This window comes from Oceanobacillus locisalsi (assembly GCF_042675985.1).
GTDB lineage: Bacteria > Bacillota > Bacilli > Bacillales > Amphibacillaceae > Oceanobacillus > Oceanobacillus locisalsi.
In genome coordinates this window covers 156,485-177,313 of record NZ_JBHTKK010000004.1, presented here as the reverse complement: position 1 = coordinate 177,313, position 20,829 = coordinate 156,485, and the positions used below count along the sequence as shown (strand labels likewise).

21 protein-coding genes and 1 riboswitch are annotated in these 20,829 nt (G+C 39.5%); of the genes, 14 read left to right on the top strand and 7 right to left on the bottom strand.

Annotated features, from left to right (window positions below; all coding sequences use genetic code 11):
- Nucleotides 1-73: 73 nt before the first annotated feature.
- Nucleotides 74-610 carry a biotin transporter BioY gene (locus ACFQ19_RS06105; RefSeq protein WP_379591181.1) on the bottom strand — a complete coding sequence of 179 codons (537 nt, stop codon included), beginning with the start codon at nt 608-610 and terminating at the stop codon, nt 74-76.
- Between the two features lie 209 nt (nt 611-819).
- A complete protein-coding gene (locus ACFQ19_RS06100; RefSeq protein WP_379591180.1) occupies nt 820-1,302 on the bottom strand; it encodes an AraC family transcriptional regulator in 483 nt (160 codons plus the stop codon).
- A gap of 438 nt (nt 1,303-1,740) precedes the next feature.
- Here ACFQ19_RS06100 and ACFQ19_RS06095 point away from each other — a divergent pair, with 438 nt between their 5' ends.
- The 4 genes from ACFQ19_RS06095 to ACFQ19_RS06080 all read left to right on the top strand — a co-directional run bounded on the left by ACFQ19_RS06095 (nt 1,741) and on the right by ACFQ19_RS06080 (nt 6,836).
- Nucleotides 1,741-2,442 carry a response regulator transcription factor gene (locus ACFQ19_RS06095; protein WP_379591179.1) on the top strand — a complete coding sequence of 234 codons (702 nt, stop codon included), beginning with the start codon at nt 1,741-1,743 and terminating at the stop codon, nt 2,440-2,442.
- The gene (locus tag ACFQ19_RS06090) at nt 2,429-3,436 is read left to right on the top strand and encodes a sensor histidine kinase (protein WP_379591178.1); all 1,008 of its coding nucleotides are present in this window, start codon (nt 2,429-2,431) and stop codon (nt 3,434-3,436) included. Before ACFQ19_RS06095 ends, ACFQ19_RS06090 begins: the two co-directional genes overlap by 14 nt.
- A 134-nt stretch (nt 3,437-3,570) precedes the next feature.
- A complete protein-coding gene (locus tag ACFQ19_RS06085) occupies nt 3,571-4,245 on the top strand; it encodes an ABC transporter ATP-binding protein (RefSeq protein ID WP_379591193.1) in 675 nt (224 codons plus the stop codon).
- Entirely contained in the window at nt 4,242-6,836 is a 2,595-nt protein-coding gene (locus ACFQ19_RS06080) for an ABC transporter permease (RefSeq protein ID WP_379591177.1), read from the top strand. The genes ACFQ19_RS06085 and ACFQ19_RS06080 overlap by 4 nt, the downstream gene beginning before the upstream one ends.
- Before the next feature lie 279 nt (nt 6,837-7,115).
- On the opposite strand, the gene ACFQ19_RS06075 is transcribed toward ACFQ19_RS06080, so the two are convergent.
- The 3 genes from ACFQ19_RS06075 to ACFQ19_RS06065 all read right to left on the bottom strand — a co-directional run bounded on the left by ACFQ19_RS06075 (nt 7,116) and on the right by ACFQ19_RS06065 (nt 9,883).
- Nucleotides 7,116-8,144 (bottom strand): NAD-dependent formate dehydrogenase, encoded by a 1,029-nt coding sequence (locus ACFQ19_RS06075; RefSeq protein ID WP_379591176.1) that lies wholly within the window; start codon nt 8,142-8,144, stop codon nt 7,116-7,118.
- A 1,055-nt stretch (nt 8,145-9,199) separates the two neighbouring features.
- Nucleotides 9,200-9,379 (bottom strand): hypothetical protein, encoded by a 180-nt coding sequence (locus tag ACFQ19_RS06070; protein ID WP_379591175.1) that lies wholly within the window; start codon nt 9,377-9,379, stop codon nt 9,200-9,202.
- Nucleotides 9,380-9,520: 141 nt separating this feature from the next.
- Nucleotides 9,521-9,883 carry a YxeA family protein gene (locus ACFQ19_RS06065; RefSeq protein ID WP_379591174.1) on the bottom strand — a complete coding sequence of 121 codons (363 nt, stop codon included), beginning with the start codon at nt 9,881-9,883 and terminating at the stop codon, nt 9,521-9,523.
- Nucleotides 9,884-10,067: 184 nt separating this feature from the next.
- Between ACFQ19_RS06065 and ACFQ19_RS06060 the strand changes: the two genes are divergently transcribed.
- The 5 genes from ACFQ19_RS06060 to ACFQ19_RS06040 all read left to right on the top strand — a co-directional run bounded on the left by ACFQ19_RS06060 (nt 10,068) and on the right by ACFQ19_RS06040 (nt 14,973).
- Nucleotides 10,068-10,754: a response regulator transcription factor gene (locus ACFQ19_RS06060; RefSeq protein WP_379591173.1), complete on the top strand. Its 687-nt coding sequence runs from the start codon at nt 10,068-10,070 to the stop codon at nt 10,752-10,754.
- Between the two features lie 17 nt (nt 10,755-10,771).
- A complete protein-coding gene (locus ACFQ19_RS06055) occupies nt 10,772-11,230 on the top strand; it encodes a GNAT family N-acetyltransferase (RefSeq protein WP_379591172.1) in 459 nt (152 codons plus the stop codon).
- 25 nt (nt 11,231-11,255) lie between these two features.
- Entirely contained in the window at nt 11,256-12,257 is a 1,002-nt protein-coding gene (locus ACFQ19_RS06050) for a sensor histidine kinase (protein WP_379591171.1), read from the top strand.
- An 87-nt stretch (nt 12,258-12,344) separates the two neighbouring features.
- Complete coding sequence (locus ACFQ19_RS06045; protein WP_379591170.1) at nt 12,345-13,109, top strand: ABC transporter ATP-binding protein; 765 nt, start codon at nt 12,345-12,347, stop codon at nt 13,107-13,109.
- Complete coding sequence (locus tag ACFQ19_RS06040; protein ID WP_379591169.1) at nt 13,084-14,973, top strand: ABC transporter permease; 1,890 nt, start codon at nt 13,084-13,086, stop codon at nt 14,971-14,973. Before ACFQ19_RS06045 ends, ACFQ19_RS06040 begins: the two co-directional genes overlap by 26 nt.
- A 69-nt stretch (nt 14,974-15,042) precedes the next feature.
- Here ACFQ19_RS06040 and ACFQ19_RS06035 read toward each other — a convergent pair whose 3' ends face one another.
- Complete coding sequence (locus tag ACFQ19_RS06035; protein WP_379591168.1) at nt 15,043-15,699, bottom strand: alpha/beta fold hydrolase; 657 nt, start codon at nt 15,697-15,699, stop codon at nt 15,043-15,045.
- A gap of 144 nt (nt 15,700-15,843) precedes the next feature.
- Here ACFQ19_RS06035 and ACFQ19_RS06030 point away from each other — a divergent pair, with 144 nt between their 5' ends.
- The 3 genes from ACFQ19_RS06030 to ACFQ19_RS06020 all read left to right on the top strand — a co-directional run bounded on the left by ACFQ19_RS06030 (nt 15,844) and on the right by ACFQ19_RS06020 (nt 19,031).
- On the top strand, nt 15,844-16,407 hold the full coding sequence (locus ACFQ19_RS06030) for an LOG family protein (protein ID WP_080873654.1): 564 nt from the start codon (nt 15,844-15,846) through the stop codon (nt 16,405-16,407).
- Between the two features lie 176 nt (nt 16,408-16,583).
- Nucleotides 16,584-16,684, top strand: a riboswitch (purine riboswitch).
- Between the two features lie 191 nt (nt 16,685-16,875).
- Entirely contained in the window at nt 16,876-18,180 is a 1,305-nt protein-coding gene (locus ACFQ19_RS06025) for an NCS2 family permease (protein ID WP_379591167.1), read from the top strand.
- A 131-nt stretch (nt 18,181-18,311) separates the two neighbouring features.
- A complete protein-coding gene (locus ACFQ19_RS06020; RefSeq protein ID WP_379591166.1) occupies nt 18,312-19,031 on the top strand; it encodes a gamma-glutamyl-gamma-aminobutyrate hydrolase family protein in 720 nt (239 codons plus the stop codon).
- 145 nt (nt 19,032-19,176) lie between these two features.
- Here ACFQ19_RS06020 and msrA read toward each other — a convergent pair whose 3' ends face one another.
- On the bottom strand, nt 19,177-19,707 hold the full coding sequence (gene msrA / locus ACFQ19_RS06015; protein WP_379591165.1) for a peptide-methionine (S)-S-oxide reductase MsrA: 531 nt from the start codon (nt 19,705-19,707) through the stop codon (nt 19,177-19,179).
- 165 nt (nt 19,708-19,872) lie between these two features.
- Here msrA and ACFQ19_RS06010 point away from each other — a divergent pair, with 165 nt between their 5' ends.
- The gene (locus ACFQ19_RS06010; protein WP_379591164.1) at nt 19,873-20,430 is read left to right on the top strand and encodes an MOSC domain-containing protein; all 558 of its coding nucleotides are present in this window, start codon (nt 19,873-19,875) and stop codon (nt 20,428-20,430) included.
- Nucleotides 20,431-20,506: 76 nt separating this feature from the next.
- A complete protein-coding gene (locus tag ACFQ19_RS06005) occupies nt 20,507-20,755 on the top strand; it encodes a hypothetical protein (protein ID WP_379591163.1) in 249 nt (82 codons plus the stop codon).
- Nucleotides 20,756-20,829: the final 74 nt, after the last annotated feature.

The window sequence follows — 20,829 nt, the reverse complement described above, 5'->3', positions numbered from 1 at the left end:
TCTTATCTCCATCGTTACGTACTTTTGAATATTCCATTTCTAATGGGAAGCAATAGTATGTGCACGCACGATCTCAGTACGTTACACGCTTTTTTTCGCCAATCAATGGATAAATCTGATTTATTTTCATAATGGCAGCACTGGCAATTAATGCTTTTAAAACATCACCTGGTAAAAAGGCTAGAGCTGAAAGAGCGGTCGGACCCCATGGAAGATTTGATAAAATAGATAAATAGGTAACGCCAACGATGTTAATAATAAGCGAACCGCCCAAAATAGTGATTAATACAAGTTTCCAATAGGCCAGCGAATGGATATTTTTTTCGGTTAAATAACCGATAACCCAAGCAGCGATTGGCCATGATAGAACATATCCCCCTGTGGGTCCGACAAGAACTCCTAAACCGCCACGACCACCAGTTAATAACGGAACTCCGACGGCAATGAGGAAGACAAAAAGAAGAACGCTGAGCCCGGCACGTTTGGCGCCTAATATACCGCCTGCCAGCATAATACCCAGTGTCTGCGCTACAACGGGTACAGGAATAAAGGGAAGCGGGACAGGAGGGAAAATAGCAAGAACTCCGATAATTGCTGCGAATAATGACATAAACATCATATCTCTTAATTTCAATAGATTTCCCACGCTTTCTAGTTTTGATATAAATAGAATAATAAGGGAATATACACCCTATTGTCAACCTTTATATTAAATAGGTGACAATAGGGTGTTAGAAAGTTATAAATCCCCACGAAAATCTCTATACATAGACAAAAACATTAAGGAATTTGTATTGAATGAAAGAGATATCATATGCGTTATTTCTCTTCGATTCGGTTTTGAATGGGCAAGCAAATTTCACAAACATGCTTATCCAGCATGGATTTCACATATCGTTCCAAAATCGGTTTTGACTCATCTAACTGATGGCCTGCAACAGCTAATTCAGAGAAAATAGTTTCCCATGCTCTGGTCAATGCATCAGCTGTATGTTCAATAGTGAAAACAGCATAGCTTCCGCCTTGTAAAATACTTTGTTGAACACATTCATCATTTATTTCCTGCTGGGAAGACAATACAAGTGCTGTATCGTATCTGCAAGCTTCCGAGGGGACAAGGGTTGGATTGTCCCAAATAATGCCTAATATAACTGCATTATCTGTTAATAAATTGCCCTTTGAAGCATTGTTGTAGATCATCCAATGTTTAAACGCAGCCATTAGCTGGTTATTTTCCTTCCCATATGCACCTATTCTTCGCATATAAACGATTGGTAAATCAGAAATTTGTTCGATTTTCATTTGAAATTCTCCTAAAAAGTATAAGTACGCCGGCGTCTAAGTACATCATAAGTCCCTTTAAAATGAAAAACAACAACTATTTTAAAAATAATCTAATAATTTTAAAAATAACTTGTATTATATAACTTATTCCAATCTGTTTGTATAATAGTTATAAAGGACGTTCAAAAAATCCAATAAAAATGACGCGGTGAATTTCTGTGTTGACGTGTTTTTTCCGATACTCACGTATTATAAAGCATAGAAGTCATCACATCCTGTGAAAGTCCGTTCGGAAAAAACACGTCGCCTTGAACTTTCGACGCACAGGACGTGCTAGTGTCGGCGTTGCGACAGGACGTCGCGAACTTAGCCGACTTGGTTCTATTTATTGGATTTTTTGAACACGCACTTATCAAGAAAAGGAAGGAATGAGCAATAAAATATGGAGGAACAGCTATGAAATTACTTATTGTAGAAGACGATAAAACAATTGCTTCCGGCTTGGAATATTCGTTAAGTCAAGAAGGTTATGAAGTGATTGTCTGTCATCATGCGCAAGGAGCAGAAGAAATAATAGATACCGAGCTAAACAGCATTTTCTTATGCTTATTTGATCTATCCTTACCGGATGGCAGCGGCTATGATTTATGCCGATCTGTGAAAGAAAAAGCAGATGTCCCTGTTATTTTTCTAACCGTTGTTGATGATGAGGTGAATGTGGTGATGGGACTAGATATGGGGGCAGACGATTATATTACCAAACCGTTCCGGATTCGCGAATTAAGTTCACGAATTAAAACGGTGCTCAGACGTTATCAAAAAAATAACTCGAATGAGAAAGACACTTTTCAGCTGGGCTCGTTAGAGGTATTTCCATTAGAAGGAAAAGTGTATAAAGCAAACATAGAACTGGCATTAACCGCACTGGAATATCGGCTGTTGATGATTTTTATTAACCACCGCGGGCAGATACTGTCTCGGGAACAGCTGCTGGAACAGATATGGGATGTGGCTGGCGAGTTTGTCAATGATAATACACTCACGGTGTATATTAAACGGCTTCGAAAGAAAATTGAAGATAATCCGCAACAGCCGGCAATCATAGAAACAGTCAGAGGGCTGGGATACAGAATGGCGGCTGAAGATGCTGCGAAATAAAGAAATCCGTTTTTTTCTCACTTCTACTGTATTGATTTTAGGAATTGGCATGCTATTAGGATATATGCATTCTCCTGTCACAGCTGTCTATATTGCGATTGTCGGCGGGAGCCTGGCGATTTGCTATATGGTATGGATGGCCTGGCGCTATCAGCGGATTATCCAGTTATCCGGTTATTTACGAAAAATTATGGCAGGAGATACCGCGCTCGATGTCCGGGATAATAGAGAAGGGGACCTCAGTATATTAAAAAATGAAATCTATAAAATGACACGGATGCTATCTGAACAGCAGGAAGGGCTGCAGAAGGATAAGGAAAAACTCACAGACGCGATTTCCGATATTTCTCATCAAATCAAAACACCACTGACTTCGATGACTGTAATGGCTGATTTATTAAGCGATCCGAATATCGAGATGGAAAAACGGCAGGAATTTACATATCATATTCGCAGGCAATTAGAGCGGATGGAGTGGCTTGTATCCTCGTTATTAAAGCTTTCCAAGATCGATGCGGGAACTACTTTGTTCAGCAAGGAAAAGGTTGAAGTGGATCAGCTTATACAAGAAGTTGTTGCACCAATGGAAATTCCTGTGGAGCTGAAGGAAATAGAGCTGGAGATAGAAGAAAAGCCAGGGATGACTTTTATAGGCGATAAAAATTGGACGAAAGAGGCTTGTATTAATATTTTAAAGAATGCGATAGAGCACACCCCATATGGCGGAAAAGTTTCCATCTCTTATGAGGAAAATGCCATTTTTACAGAAATACGAATCAATGATAATGGCAAAGGTATCGAGAAAGCAGAGCTTCCACATATTTTCAAACGTTTTTATAAAGGAAGTCAGGCGGCTGATGGCAGTGTTGGCATTGGATTGGCGATGGCTTATTCGATTGTTGCTCATCAGCAGGGAGATATTGAAGTAATAAGTGAATCTGAAAAAGGAACCACTTTTTTAATTAAATTCTATCAGGGAGAAACAGCTCGCTAAAGGAAGTGTCACGTTGTAAGCAGATTATGTCATCATAGGTGACAATATTGTCACTGTTATTGTCATTATCCCGTCACTTTAGGCAGGTAAAGTAGGGAATAAAGGAAAAGAAGGAGGAAATGGTAGTGGAATTAATGCGGGTTGAAAATTTGTCTAAAGTGTACGGAAAAGGTGACACGGCGGTAAAAGCATTGGATAATGTATCATTTTCCGTGGAGCAGGGGGAGTTTGTAGCAATTATTGGACCGTCTGGTTCTGGGAAATCGACACTGCTTCATTTGCTGGGAGGTGTGGACCGGCCGACGGATGGCAAGGTATTTATAGAGAATACAGATATCTATGAATTAAATGAAACACAGTTAGCTGTTTTTCGCAGGAGGCAGATTGGCTTAATCTATCAGTTTTATAATCTCCTGCCGATTTTAACCGTGGAGGAAAATATTACGTTGCCGATGCTGTTAGATTCTCATCAGGTGGAAAAAAAGCACTTTAAGGAATTGATTGAAATACTTGGACTTAAAGACCGATTAGATTATTTACCGAATCAGCTATCCGGAGGCCAGCAGCAGCGTGTATCCATTGGCAGAGCTCTAATCAGTAATCCGTCTATTATTCTTGCAGATGAGCCGACAGGGAATCTAGACAGTAAGAATAGTAAAGAAATCATTGATTTATTAAAACTATTTAATAAAACATATCACCAGACATTGGTCGTCATTACCCATGATGAACGAATTGCCCTTCAGGCTGATCGGGTTATTTCCATTGAGGACGGTGTGATCGCCAAGGACGAGGTGATTCGCCAATGAATATAGTTAATAAAGTTACGTTAAGGCATTTAAAAGAAAATAAACGAAGAACGCTTATTACAATTATTGGGGTCATTATTTCTGTTGCGATGATTACAGGGGTAGCTTCACTTGGTATTTCATTTATAGATATGCAGCAGCGGGATGCGATTGCTAATGAAGGAAATTGGCATTACAGCATGGATCAGCTTGATTCAGAGCAGCTGGAAAAAATTCAAACCGATGCCAATACAGATTCTGTCGGTGTGATGAAGGAATATGGTTACGCACCATTGAATGACCAATTATTGAAAAGATACCTTTATGTCCGGGGCATGGATGAAACGGCTATGGACCAAATGCAAGTGAATCTGACGAAAGGCCGGCTCCCGGCAAATGAAAAGGAGGTAGTGATCTCTGAGGAATTAAAGAGACAGGATTTTGATTACCAAATTGGAGATACGATTGATTTAAATATAGGAGAAAGACGTTATACAGGAACGAGAGGTATAGCAAATCATACGTTAGAACAAAATGATTCCCTGCTGGTTATGGAGGGACAAGTAGATGAAGAATTACGTAATCAAACGGAACACAGCTTTTCCATTGTTGGTGAAATCGAAGAACCGATATGGGACGAGCCGTGGTCTCCAGGATATACGGTTTTAGCTTATACGGATGCACAAGCGTCATCTGTGGTGGATCGTGCAATTGTAAAAGTGAATGAGTTAGACTCAATCCTTTTTAAGGAAGTTGATGCGCTGGCTCAAGAAGCTGGAATAGATATAAATGCATATGATTTTAACACGACGTTATTGAATACGTACCTTGTTTCTTTGAATAGTGGAATGGTTTCTACTTTATCCGGATTATTAACAGTTATTATGCTGATTATCGTGATTGGTTCAGTTGCATTAATTTATAACGCATTTGCCATTTCTGTATCAGAAAGGTCACGGTATTTAGGAATGCTTGCGAGCGTTGGAGCAACGAAACGGCAAAAAAGAAATTCCGTTTTATTTGAAGGATTTTTAATCGGGGCAATCAGTACCCCTATTGGAATTGGAGCTGGTTTTGCCGGCATTGGCATCACGTTGCATTATGTGAATCAGATTTTACAAAATGTAGGGCTTGAGACAGATTTCCGGCTGGTTGTTACTCTTCCTTTAATCGGGATAGCTGTCGGAGTTTCTATGATGACCATTTTAATTTCTGCATGGATACCTGCAGTCAGAGCATCTAAAGTAACGGCAATTGATGCTATCCGCCAGGCAAAGGATGTCAAATTAACGAAAAAGAAAGTGAGAACAAACCGTATCGTCCGTAAACTCTTTGGCTATGAAGCGGAAATTGCTTTGAAGAATTTAAAGAGACATAAGAAACGTTACCAGGTGACTGTTTTTTCACTCATGATCAGCGTTATTCTATTCTTAACTGTAGGGTTCTATACCAATTCGCTGACAAAATCATATGAAGTACTGTCGGAGGAACTGGAATATGATATTTCCATTAGCGGCACAGGGGAGATAGATGATTCAAACCCATTGTGGAAAACCTATCAAGACATACAAGATTTAGATAGTGTGGAGGAAAGTTTCATTTACAAAGAAGCTAATCTCCAGGCATATTTTCCGGAGCACATGACTGGGGAGAACTATGAAAATTGGGATCAAACGCCTGAAAAAGCAGAAGGTCTTCCGTATAACCTGGAATTAGTCGGCTTATCTGACACGGATTGGGAACAATATCTTGCCGATAATGATATAACGGATAGGGCAGAAAGTGATTTTCGTGGTGTTTTAGTGAACCATGTCACCTATAATGATGGCACGCAATATATCGAAACGGATATGTTAAAAGTGGATACAGGTGATATGCTGCCGCTTCAAGTGAACAGCTACAATGAAGAGACAGAAGATTGGAATTTGGAACAGGGGGAAGACATCGAGCTGCTTGGTCTGACGAATCAATATCCAGTTGGGGATTCCCATGCTGATTCGAAGACCATTTATCTTATTGTACCGGAACAAGTGCTTGAGAATATTGTGGAATCATATCCAAATGAAAGAGCAAGTTTATCCGAGGTATATGTCACCTCTGATGCCCCGGATCAGGCGCAAGAAGATATAGAAGCGCTGGGAATTGCGAATGAGGTATCTATTTATAATCAGTATGAAATCAGACGGGATAATGAACAATTTGCACGGGTGTTGTCTATTTTTGTTTACGGGTTTATCATCCTGATTACATTGATCTCTGTCGCTAATATCTTTAATACCATTTCAACAAGTATTGCCTTGCGACGGAGAGAATTTGCTACGATGAAATCGATTGGCATGACGCCAAAAGCTTTTCGTAAAATGATTTATTTTGAGAGCCTGTTTTATGGAATGAAATCCTTGTTGTATGGTTTGCCAATTAGTTTTGTGGTGATGTATATTATTTACTCGCAAACACAATACGCCTTTGATTACAGTTTCAGCATTCCTTGGATATATATTGGAATTGCGATTCTAGCTGTATTTCTGATTGTTGGAGCAGCTATGCTTTACTCGATGTCGAAATTGAAGAAGGATAGTATCGTGGAGACGTTAAGACAGGAAAATATTTAAAGCACTCAAAAGCTGTCACAGATAAATGTAACTGTGATAGCTTTTTGCGTTATAGGAGAATGAGCGAAACAGACAAATATCAGTAAACGCACGCTTTATCATTATGAAAAAAATCAGGCTGTTAAGAGCCGACATTTGTAGATGGAAAATTGTTCTTACTATTACGATTAGATGTGGCTTTCCTTATAAAAAAATAGGCGTATTTAGGGGGGAAACAAAATACGCCTATTTTTATAAATCTGTATACTATCAAGCAGAATATGCTATTTAAAACAACTTTTATTCCGCAGTATAGCTGGAGCTCGCAATTTTACCGCCGTCTACAATCACATCTTTCTCTTGGAACGGTTTTTCTTCAAAGAAACGCGTTAAGATATCTTTGACACCTTCTTCAATACGAGCTTGCGCTTCTAACGTCATGCCGGAATAGTGAACAGTCATTGCCTGGCGTGGCATGGTTCTCCAAGGATGGTCTGACGGAGCAGGTTGTGGATACCATACGTCGCCTGCATAGCCTTGTATATGATTGGATTCAATCATTTCTTTTACATCATCTGTATTTACAATCTTACCGCGTGCGGTGTTGATTAAATAACTGCCTTCCTTCATCTGGCTTAAGACTTCTTTATCAAACAGGTTATCTGTAGAATGGGTTAACGGTGCATGAATGGTAATCACATCGCTTGTTTTAACTAACTTGTCGAAAGGAACAAAGGTAGAACCTTTCATATCTTTTTGGTTCATCGGGTCGTAGTGCTGCAACGTTACATCAAACGGTGCTAAACGCTCTGCAACTAATTGACCGATGCGTCCAAATCCGAAAATACCGACTGTTTTATGCTGCAAATCATGGGCATCATTACCGACCTGTGATAAATTCCATTCGCCTTCCTCTGCCTGACGATGGCCTTCTAAGAAATTACGCAGCAGGATAAGAATATCCATAACAGCATGTTCTGCTACACTGACTGTATTACTGCCAGTCACCTCGACAACGGTCACTTCATTCTTAACGGCTGCGTCTAAATCGACATGGTCTGAACCAACGCCAGCGGTAATGGCAAGTTTTAAATTTGGCGCATTGTTCAGACGTTCTTTTGTCATATACGCAGGGTAGAAAGGTGCGCTGATAACGACGTCCATATCAGCCAAATGTGCATTTAAATCTTTTTCGTTATCATTTAAAATAACCAGTTCGTGTCCTTTTTCTTGTAAGAACGGTTTTAATCCGATTGCTTTCTCGGTATTTAATAATTGATTCTCTGTACCACTTCCGGATGTTTCTGGAAATAATGCTACAATTTTCATTTAACACACGCTCCCTTAAATATAGTTGGTAGTATAAATAGGAATCTTCGAAAAAACATGATGTTATTCCCATAATATTCCATTTAAAAATACATTCAAAAAGAGCTTCGTAAAACAGAATAGCGTACTCTACACAATGTGTTATTCGCTAACCACACAAAATATTCATTTCGTGCTTACATACATTCTATTTAAATTCTTTAAAAAACATATGTTTTTTTAAGATTCCATTTATTACTATAATTGCCAAGTTCGCAAAAGATAAAACTTCTAACTTAGGAAAATGTATCTTGAAAGATGTCATGCTATAGCGGAAGCGGTTTGGTTTGTTGTTTAAATAACTCAACTTTTGCACCTAAGAATAGGCATATAAAACTTGCTGTTCCAGGATGAACATGATCTCTATTATCATGCTTGCTTTTTGTTTAATCATTTTTTTTGAACAAGATATGGTGTATAGCTTCCGCTCCGGCCAACCACTCCGCTTTCCATGGGGACGGCTTCAGCTAACTTGAAAAGAAACCCGCTTTTCAAGTGGATCTTCAGCTCGCCCTGTTCCCATAGGAGTCTACGTGGTTGGCCTACGCTCTAATAGTATGCTACAGCATTTGGAAGAAATAACATCGTGATGAAGTGAGAAGAAATAATAGCTTTTTAGCCTAAATAAACCATCATTTAGTTGTTCAGCTATTGCAAATGTATAGAATACCCCACCAGCGGAGGCGGACCGTTTTGACTCCTGAGGGATCAGCACCATCTGAAGATCCACTTTTGCCAAGCGCTCTTCTTGGCAAAAGTTAGCTGAAGAGCGTGCCCCTAGGAAAGCAAAACGGTCCGCCGTAGCGGTAGCCTTACACTTCACCACTTTATCTTCTAATCTTTGTCAACAGATATATAGAAGAAACGATCAATCCTTGTTCCTATGGAAAGCAAGTTACTTTTTAAAGTGCGGAATTGAGTAAATAATAGAAGAGGGCTATTGTAGAGATGTTAAAACAAAAATACGTAATAGTTAAACAAGCTATCTTAGCTTGAATGTCTAAGATAGCTTGTTTTTATCTTACTTTCTCTACAGATTTCACTCCTCGAATAAGCCAATACAATGCAATCCAAGGAAAAATGAATTTTGTAATCCATTCTATCGCTTCAAAGAGTATATAATTGTTAATATTGACTAACGGTAAGCCTAAAAATAAAATGCATAAAATAACAATACCAATGATAAGACGCTTCATTATTATTCTTCCTTTGAGAGTCAGTTTCTTTTTAACTTTATCAAAAATCTTTATTTCGTTAAAGAGGTTCATTTTATCTTACCAAGCTCCGTTTTATGAAATAAGCTGGGGTGCTTTTTGGCCCGTTGATGAACCTGCATTTTAATCCAGTTGCAGTAACGCTTCTTCAGGAACTTTTTCATCCGTGACTTCTACCCAGCCTTTTCCATAGCTGCCCGATGCATCCATACGCAGAAAAGCTTCTGTTCGTAATTCTCTATCCATCACTCTCGTAATTTGCTGTTCCTCTCCGGCTTCGTTATACCCTGAAAAGATATACTTATAATTGCCGGTCCACAGTTTCTCGTAATTATCAGCCGTTGTTTCTACATAATAGGTTTCTACAGGCTTTTGTAATAACCAGTCTGTTAAAGGAATGATTCCGGCTGTCGTCTTTTGGATAGCAACAGCTGCGGCGATAAATATAATGAGAAAACCCACCAGTATCTTTACTCTCTTTTTCATCAATCGACAACTCCTTCTTCTGTTTTTATGCGTATCTTCATTGTAGAAAAGAAACTTGAATGTAAAAAATCGTTCTCTCTTACACACAGCTTACAATTTTGTAAGGTGAAAATGCTTTCGCTATTTTTGTGGTTCCATATAATCTGTGCCATAATTATTTTTAGAATGGAGAAGGGTGATAGATATGCAGACCATTATGATTGTAGAAGATGACCCAAAGATTACAAAACATCTGCAGGATTATATTGAAAAATATGGCTATGATGTATCCTTTGTCACGGATTTTGAACGGATTATGGAAGTGTTCCAAGAAACAAAGCCTAACCTGGTACTTTTAGATATTAATTTACCAAGCTATGATGGCTTTTATTGGTGCAGGCAAATCCGCACAGCATCCACTTGCCCGGTTATTTTTATTTCCGCACGGACAGGGGAGATGGATCAGGTCATGGCACTCGAAAATGGCGGCGATGACTTTATTACGAAACCGTTTAGTGCAGAAATTGTGATGGCGAAAATACGTAGTCAGCTGCGCCGTGCCTATGGAGAATATGCACAGGATGCGAAGGAGCGTTTTTTGGAAGTAGAAGGTCTGAAATTATTACCGGAACGATTGGAATTAACCTTTGCCGGGGAAGAAACGTTTTTATCCAAAAAAGAAGCGGATATTATCGAAACATTGATGAACCGCTATCCGCGTGTTGCCGGCAGGGAGGATTTGCTGGAAAAATTGTGGGATGACCAGACTTACGTGGATGAAAACACCTTAAATGTTAATATCACAAGGGTGCGAAAAAAGCTGCAAGCTGTCGGAATAGAAGATGGTGTGGAAACGGTCAGAGGAGTCGGATATCGGCTGAAAAGCATGTGAACGAAAAAGGAGAATAAATGAAAGAAGGAAGTGTCAGTGTGCATTTTAAAACAGTTGAAGAGAATGATTTGCGTATGTGCAGTAACCTGTTTTTAAGCGTTTTTAACAAGGAGCCATGGAATGATAAATGGACGATGGAAAAAGCTGAACAATATTTGACAGATTTTTACCGGACTCCGGGATTTTTAGGCGTGTCTGCGATAGAAAAAGAGAAAATGGTAGGTTTTATATTTGGAACACGACGAGCCTGGTGGAGCGGAGATGAATTTTTCATCCATGAAATGTGTGTAGATACGGGCAGACAAAATAAAGGGATTGGAAAGGCGCTAATCAATCATTTGATAAATGAACTGGATTCCAATTCGATTACTGCCATTTCTCTTTTAACGGACAGAGGGATACCGGCAGAAGCATTTTATCAAAGACATGGCTTTAAAGAAGTGGAAAGGCTTGTTTTTCTAAGTCGTGAAGTTTAAAACAGCTGTTTAAAGGAGAGTTGAAATGAAGCTATTTTTTAAGGAACATGCTTTATTGATTGCGCTTAATATCCTGCAATTCACGGCTATCCTGCTTCTTTATTGGTTGGATGGCTACCGGAATCTGCTGCCGGCGCTGTATGCCATTTTTATCGGCTTCTTTTTGTTGACCTGCTACCTTTTTTATCAATATGTCAGCCGGCGTTCCTTTTATAAGCGATTAAGCAGGCCTTTAGAAACACTGGATGAATCGCTGCAGAAAAGCAGCCAGCATCCTGTTTCAGAAGCTTTGGATGACCTGTTGCGAAGCCAGTACAAGCATTATCAGCAGCAGATTAATACCATTGAAAAGGAAAGGGTAGAGCACCTGAAGCTGATGGATCAATGGGTGCATCAGATGAAAACACCAATCTCTGTGATTGAACTTACTGCGCAGAATCTGGATGAACCGGATTCATCCAATATTCGGGAAGAAACGGAACGGATGAAGTCGGGATTACATACGATTCTTTATATGGCGAGACTGCGGACGATTGAGCAGGATTTTCATATTAAGCCGATTCATCTGGAAGCATTGGTTCATGAGGTGAATGGGGAAAACAAACGGTTTTACATACGTAACCAGGTCTATCCGAAAGTGGAAGAAAGAACAGCGGGATTAACTGTGCAAAGTGATGAAAAGTGGCTCTACTTTATTTTAACGCAGCTTATCTTAAATGCAGTGAAGTATTCTGCAGGAAAGAGTAATTCCGTGCTTATTTCCATGTATGAACGTGGGAAAGAGGCTGTTTTAGAAATACAGGATTTTGGAATAGGCATTCCAGAAGCGGATAAAAAACGTATTTTTGATGCTTTTTATACAGGAGAAAACGGAAGGAGATTCAGAGAATCTACGGGAATGGGGCTGTACCTAATAAAAGAGTCAGTGGAGTACCTTCACCACCGTATTGAATTTGAATCCAAAGCTTTGGAAGGTACAACGTTCCGGATTGTTTTCTCAGAAACGCAAAACCTTACAACATTGTAAGCTAATTGAAAGGAATTTCGATCGTTCCCTCTTTGAGAACAGCGATATACTATGGTTAAATCAAATGCTAAGAAAGGAAGTATTCTTATGTTGAAAGTAAGACAAGTCAGTAAAGTGTACGAAGGAAAACTTTCCTATCGTGCATTGTCAGACATTGATTTAACCGTAGAGGATAATGAATTTGTAGGCATCATGGGACCGTCTGGAAGCGGGAAAACAACGCTATTAAATATGATTGCTACAATCGACGAACCAACGACAGGTGAAATTTTAATTAATGGAAAGGATCCGCATCGTCTGAAAAAGGAAAAACTGGCGCAATTCCGCAGACGGGAGTTAGGTTTTGTTTTTCAGGATTTTAATTTATTGCATACCTTGACTGTGGAAGAAAATATGGTGCTTCCTTTAACGCTTGATGGCAAAAAGGTAAGGGATATGAAGGAAAAAGCAAAGGAAATTGCAGAGAAGTTAGGGATAACAGATATTATGGACAAAAGAACCTATGAAATCTCTGGCGGGCAGGCGCAAAGAGCTGCGGTTGCCAGGGCGATGATTCATACGCCGAAATTGCTTTTAGCGGATGAGCCGACTGGAAATTTGGATTCCAAGTCTTCTAAAGACGTGATGGAATTGCTGGAGTCGATTAATGAGAAGGAAAAGACAACGATGCTTCTGGTTACGCATGATCCACAGGCGGCAAGCTATTGCAATCGTGTCGTGTTTATACGGGACGGGAAGTTTTATTCGGAAATTCATCGCGGCGATAATCGGCAGGCTTTTTTCCAAAAGATTATCGACACACTCTCATTAATGGGAGGGGATTCCAATGACTTTTCGTCAGTTCGCGTTTAATAATGTCATCCGGAATAAACGGCTTTATGCTGCGTATTTTCTGACCAGTTTGTTTACGGTGATGGTGTTCTTTACCTTCTCCATTTTTGCATCGCATCCGCAGTTGACTGGAGACAATATGAATTCCAATGTCAGTGTTGGAATGAATGTAGCTGCCGGAATTATCTATGTGTTCTCCTTTTTCTTTGTGCTTTATTCCATGAGTTCTTTCTTGCAATCACGGAAAAAAGAATTCGGCTTATTGATGATGCAGGGAATGAGCATGAAGCAGATTCGTTCGATGGTATTTTTGGAAAATATGTTTATTGGCTTGTTAGCTACGATTGGCGGTATCGGATTAGGACTCGTATTTGCCAAAGGGATTTTACTGATTGCGGAAAATGTGCTCGTTATTGATAATGAATTGCCATTTTATTTTCCAACGCAGCCTATTTTGCTGACGCTGGGATGCTTTATCGTATTATTTTTTCTGATTTCTATCTTCGTGTCTTATATTTTGCGGAGCCGGAAATTGATTGATTTAATCAAAGGCAATCAAAAGTCCAAAGGGGAGCCAAAAGCGAATCTATTTTTAACCATTTTGGCAGTTCTTTTGCTTGGATCGGGATATACCGTTGCGCTTTCTGTTGAAGGACTGGCAGTAGTGGGAGCTCTGGTTCCGGTTGTTATCGTTGTGATTCTTGGCACATACCTCTTATTTACGCAGTTAAGTGTATTTATCATCCGGCGTCTGAAGAAAAATCAGAATGTTTTCTGGCATAAAACGAATATGATACTACTATCCGATCTGTCTTTTCGGATGAAAGATAACGCCAGATCCTTTTTCCTGGTGGCGATTATTTCTACGGTTGCTTTCAGTGCGATTGGTTCGCTGTACGGATTTCAGTCGTATACTACAGCGGGTACGGAACAATTGAATCCCTATACGATAACATACACCGGTGATGGGGAGCAGGATGAAGCGAATGTTTCCATGATGGAGGAAGCATTCACAGAAGTGGACATGCATATGGATAGGGAAGCCATGCAGGTGCAGTACTTTGAAGAACAGGATGAATCACTGGTAATGATTGCAAAACAGTCCGATTATAATCGGCTTGCAGCTTTAACGGATAAAGAAACACTTGACGTGGAAAATGGTGCACCGGCTTTCGTGGAGACTGGGCAAGTTTTCTTAGAAGATATGCATGCAGGGAATACGGAAGCAGAAGTGCTGGAAAATGCAGCCCTGGAATTACATGACGGGTCTATTATCGAACCGGGGCAATTGATCGAATCGAATGCGCTGCCTGCAGGAAGCAATTATTACGTGGTGTCCGATAGTGACTTTGACAATTTACCTGATGCTTCGAGGGAAGAAAGTTACTACGCCTGGCAGGACAGAGATGGTGAAGACATCCCGATTGCAACATCAGAAAAACTGGATAATGCGGTATCTAACGGAATGATTCAAAATGTCGCTTATCAAGAATATAATATTAATAAATCATTTGGCCCCGTTTTGTTTGTCGGCCTATTTATCGGTATCGTCTTTTTTGTATCAGCAGGAAGTTTTCTGTATTTCCGGCTCTACTCTGATTTAGATGAAGATAAGAAAAAATTCCAGGCAATCACGAAAATGGGATTGACCGAGAAAGAATTGAAGAAAGTATTAAACAGGCAAACCGCATTGCTTTTCTTCGCGCCGATTATAGTTGCACTGGTTCATGGAGCAGTGGCATTAACAGCGCTGTCTAATATGTTTTTCTACAATTTGGTGAAGGAGTCAGCTATGGTGCTCGGTCTGTTTTTAGCCATTCAAGTCGTATATTTCTTTATTGTGCGTTTTTATTATATCCGGCAGGTGAAGCAGGCGTTAAAATAGATTGTATATGCAATAAGGAAAGGCTGCGTATGGCGGAAATGATTCATTTCTGCTATACACAGCCATTTTTTACGGATTTATATGCTGGGACCGAGATAATACGGGCTTATTCCAGAAATCACCTACTATTTCTGCAAGCCTTTGCGGGTTATCTGCATTTGCTTCATGTCCAGCCTCTTTCACAATTTCCAAGTCTGCATCATGAATCTCGCTGCTTAACTGCTCCGCTGCTTTTCGATTCGGCTTATCTTTCTCTCCACACAAAATAAGCGTTGGGCAGGATATCTCTGCTAATTGCTTACTGAAATCTAATTCTTTCATCGATGAGGTGAGTTGAATCGTATCTTTTTTAGGCAGCCCCATTTTTTGAAATACAGAATTGGGCAGTATTCGGAAAATGCCATTTTGTATCGTGAGAAGAAACGTTGGCATTTTATACTGCGCATCCATTAATATCAGCGAATCTACTTTTTCTGGGCGGTCGAGTGCATAGTTTAAAGAGAGAATCGCGCCCAGTGAAAGGCCGCATAGATGAACGGCTCCATCCAGGTTTTCACAATAATTGAAAAAATGCTGATATACATTGGAATAATTCGGTTTGTCTTCCCCAAGTAAAGAAAATAATTCTGGTGAAGCGACTTGCTGTGAATCGATTTCTAAATCATCTATAATCGGCTGCCAACTGGATGCAGTTTGGCCGAGCCCGTGCACAAATGTATAAGTCATTTGCTCGTTCACCATCCTAACTGATGATTACCTCATCTCTATTTATTATTTTAAAAAGCATATACATGTATTGAATCATTATCATGCTGTATTGTAAAATAAGTTATCTCTAGTAAACATAGAAGATAGAAATGGGGGATGGGCATGTATATCGCTGTTTATTGTGGCGCAAGTCTGGGTAACGATCAAGTTTATCAAGAGGCTGCAAAGCGAGTCGGACAATGGATTGCGGAAAAGAAGCATACATTAGTTTACGGCGGCGGAAAAGTAGGATTAATGGGTGTGGTAGCAGATGAAGTATTAGCAAATCATGGAGAAGCAATCGGGGTTATTCCTGACTTCTTAGTGGAAAGGGAGCTGAGCCATCCAGACTTAACCTCTTTAGAAGTGGTGGACTCCATGACGGTACGGAAGAATAAAATGATTGCATTAGGGGATTGCTACATAGCGCTTCCAGGCGGCCCGGGAACATTAGAAGAAATTGCGGAAGTCATATCCTGGGCAAGGGTTGGTCAAAATAATAATCCATGTATATTGTTTAATCAGAATGGATATTACGATAGTCTGGCGCGATTCTATGATGATATGGTGGAAAACGGATTTTTATCGAAACAGGATAGAGAACGCATATTATTTTCCGATTCTCTGGAGGAGATTGAAGCGTTTATTACCAGTTATACTCCACCTGAATTGCGTCAATATACGTAACATCTTTCGATAAGAAAGCCTGCAGAAATCCGGTGAGGAGGATTATTTCTGCGGGTTTTTATGCGAAAAAATACCTGCTTTGGTAATATGAATGGCTATCAACGAATGTTAAGCATATAAATGCTGTTTTTTGTTCGTGTTTTATTGACAAAAAATAGCTGTCTTAGTAATATAAGAATGTAAAGTTAATAGAAATGCGTATAATTTCGGGGATAAGGCCCAGAGTTTCTACCAGACCGCCGTAAACGGTCTGACTACGCAGCGGAAATTATCTTGATTTCATTTGATTATATAATGAAAAGCAAAAGATTATCCTCTGCTGTTCCTACAGAAACTCTTAATGTGATTAAGAGTTTTTTTGTCGAATAAGCACTATTGAAAAGAGCATAATAGAGCTGGATACATATTGGAGGAACTTTTCTATTTTAGAGAATAAAAAATTCCAGTAAAAAATGGAGGAAAAAGTTCATGCGTAATTTTTTTGAATTCGACAAGTTGGGTACGAATTTTCGAACTGAATCTGTCGCTGGTTTAACCACCTTTTTAGCGATGGCTTATATTTTATTTGTTAACCCGAGTATTTTAGGTGAATCGGGAATGGATCAAGAAGCGGTGTTTGCTGCGACAGCGATTGCGGCTGCCTTTGGTTCCATTATTATGGGCGTTCTCGCAAAATATCCTGTAGCACTTGCGCCTGGTATGGGGCTGAATGCCTTCTTTACATATACGGTTGTTATGGGCTTTGGTATTCCATGGGAAACAGCGCTTGCAGGGGTTCTAGCTTCTGGTATCATATTTATTATTTTAACATTAACGGGAATCCGTGAGTTAATTATCAATGCGATTCCGCCAAGTCTCAAGCAGGCTATTGGCGCCGGAATTGGTTTATTTATTGCATTTATCGGTTTAAAAAATGCAGAAATTGTGCAAGCTGATCCATCAACGATCATTGCACTTGGTGATCTATCCTCGCCAACGGTATTATTAGCTATTTTCGGTGTGGTTGTCTCTGTTATTTTGATGACTGTCGGCGTCAAAGCAGGGATTTTTTATGGCATGATTATCAGCTCTATTGCTGGTATGATTTTTGGGTTGATCCCAGTTCCATCCGGTATCAGCGGCATTGTCAGCAGTGCACCGAGTTTAGCGCCGACATTTGGACAGGCTTTTATCCATTTTGATCAAATTTTTACAATGGAAATGTTGATTGTTATTTTGACTTTCTTATTTGTTAATTTCTTTGATACAGCAGGGACACTTGTGGCTGTAGCAACGAAAGCAGGCTTAATGAAGGATAATAAGCTGCCGAGAGCAGGAAAAGCACTGTTTGCAGATGCTTCTGCCAGTGTAGTCGGAGCTGCAGTCGGTACATCGACAACAACTTCCTTTGTGGAGTCAACATCCGGCGTCAGTGTCGGAGGACGTTCCGGATTTACAGCTGTTGTAACAGGTATGTTGTTCCTTTTAGCTTTATTTTTCTCTCCTTTACTGAGTGTAGTAACGAATGAAGTAACAGCTCCAGCATTGATTATTGTCGGTGTCTTAATGGCAAGCAGCCTGAAGGATATTCCTTGGGATAAATTTGAGATTGCTGTACCAGCTTTCTTTACCGTATTAATGATGCCGGTAACTGCCAGCATTGCATCCGGGATTGCAATTGGCTTTATTTTCTACCCGATTACTATGCTTATGAAAGGCCGGGCAAAGGAAATCCATCCGATTATGTATGTTCTGTTTGTTATCTTCTTACTGTATTTTATCTTTTTAACATAATATTGTATTACTATAGCGTAAAAAAAGCTGAACGCCATTGTTCAGCTTTTTTTACGCTATTATTTTGTCTATATTCGTGTGCCTTTTGCATATGGTATGGTGAATGCTCATTAAGAAGATTCGGAGGTAATATGCAAGTGAAACCAATCATTGGTATGACAGCATCAATGGAAGTAGATGGATTGGAATATAAGATGAATGTGCGAAACGTCAAAGCGGTAGAACAAGCTGGCGGAATTCCTGTTATTCTCCCGTATTATAATGATTATCAGGAAATAGACTCTTTGCTTCATAAAATGGATGGCCTTTATCTTCCTGGTGGCTATGACATTGATCCTTCGTTATTTGGAGAAGAACCCCATCCTGATTTGGGGATCATTATTCCAGAAAGAGACCGTCTGGAAAAAGAAATAATTCCTCATTTTCTGGAAGCCGACAAACCAATACTGGCAGTATGCAGGGGGTGTCAAATTTTGAACGTGGTTACTGGCGGAACAATGTATCAAGATCTGCATTCGCAATATCCGAGCCAATTGATGCAGCATACGCAAAAGGCAGCTTTTCATCATCGTTCGCATCCTGTTAAAGTAACGCCGATTTCTTTATTGGAAAAAATAGTGCAAACATCGGAAATCAGGGTGAACAGTTACCATCATCAGGCCAATCGTTCTCTTGGGAAAAATTTTATCGTTTCTGCCGAAGCCGCTGACGGGGTGATAGAAGCCTTTGAGAGTAAAATACATCGCTTTGTTTTAGGTGTACAGTGGCATCCGGAAGGGCTGATTCATCTTTCAAATGACCCGTCACAGACTATTTATCAAAGGTTTGTGGAAGCGTGCAAAGTAAAGTAGGATAAAAGGGGAAATATTATTTAAAAAAGAAGAGACCATCTGAAATATTCGTTATCAGGTCTCTTCCTGTTGTTTTTCTGACCTATTTCATGTAAAAGGATGGATTAACAGGGATTTTTCTAAAAAAGCCTGTACGAGGTTTGGTTTAGAATGATTCCTGCCAATTTGCTGCAATAAATTCATCTCGCCCTGATTTAGCACGATCTTCTTCATATTCTGTCTTGCTTTTTTTATAAAAATCTTGATGATAATCTTCTGCAGGGTAAAAAACAGCGGCAGCTTTAATTTCTGTTACAACCGGTTTAGCGAACCGTCCGCTTTCCGCAAGCAGCTGCTTTGATTTTTCAGCTAGTTCTTTCTGTTCATCATTATGATAAAAGATAGCTGTTCGATATTGTTCGCCTCTATCCTGGAACTGTCCGTCTGGGTCAGTCGGATCAATTTGCGGCCAGTATAAATCAAGAATTGTTTGGTAGTTGATGATAGAATCATCATACGTAATTTCTACAGCTTCATAATGTCCTGTATTACCATGTTTAACTTGTTCATAAACAGGATTTTCTATATGTCCTCCTGTATAGCCGGATACGACCTGATGTACGCCATCCCATTGATCAAAAGGCTTTACCATACACCAGAAACAGCCGCCTGCAAATGTTGCTTTTTGTATTGTCATGTTAACTCCTCCTTGAGGCTTTTCAAAAGTCATGATAATTTGTAGAATGAAATTAATATAACATATTTCATTACTTTAACATATTCGGAAAGACTATTTTCTCTCTTTAGAATGATATTAAGGTAAGAAATGATAGTGTAAAAGTATAGGAAATCAGGTGACATTATGGAAGAACCGTTTGTACATAGAATTTTTAATAATAAACAGAATGAGATAAAAAAGAATATGTATTTATCCAGGTTAGGATTTGCCAAAGAGAATCCGGAAAAAAAGAAAGCTATCTTTGATAAAAGTATTTTTGCTTTTCCAGTGAAGCATTACAATGAACCAGAGGTAAAGAAGTTATTTACGGCACGCGCAGGTGAAAAGAAAGAAAATTTTTCTGTGCTGGAAATGGATGAGTATTCTGTTTTTATTGGTGACATTTACCGAGTAGGAGATGCGACCATCAAAGTGACCCAGCCCGGGAGAGTATCGCAGCAAGAAATGGAAAATGGGTTGAAAACGGGCTGGTATTTTCGCGTGTTAGAAGAAGGGAAAATTCAGCCGGAAAATGATTTACATTTGCTTGATCGCCCAAACCCCAAATGGTCTATTGCTGCCTGTAATGAAGTCATGTATCTGGATCGTGATAATTTAAGAAGTGCAGACGAACTGTTTCATTGTACTGATTTGGGGATTATTTGGAGGAAAACATTGCGTAAGAGATTGAGAGGATTCTAGGAAGGCAGATTTCTAATGAAGATTTGAAAATTTAAGCCTTGTTAAATCGTAAAACGAATAAAGGGAGGAAATGTTCATGAAAAAATATCTTGTTTTTGCAGGGGTTTTCTGTGTTTCTTTTTTAGTATTTCAAGCAGCTGCAGGAATGATATGGACACTATTTTATACACCTGATATCAGTGCGGCTTGGCAGCAGACAGGTGCTTTATCCTCAGAGACAATGCTTGTAAAAGCAAGTGCTGTTTTCCCATTCATTATTGCTGTAACATCATTGACAGTTACTTTTGGTCTGACGCGATTATTTCGTAAAAGAACAGCTGGATAAAAAAAGATCTCCTTTAAAGATCTTCACCATAATAAAGGGTTGACAGTCTTTATATAGTTATGCTTTAGTAACCG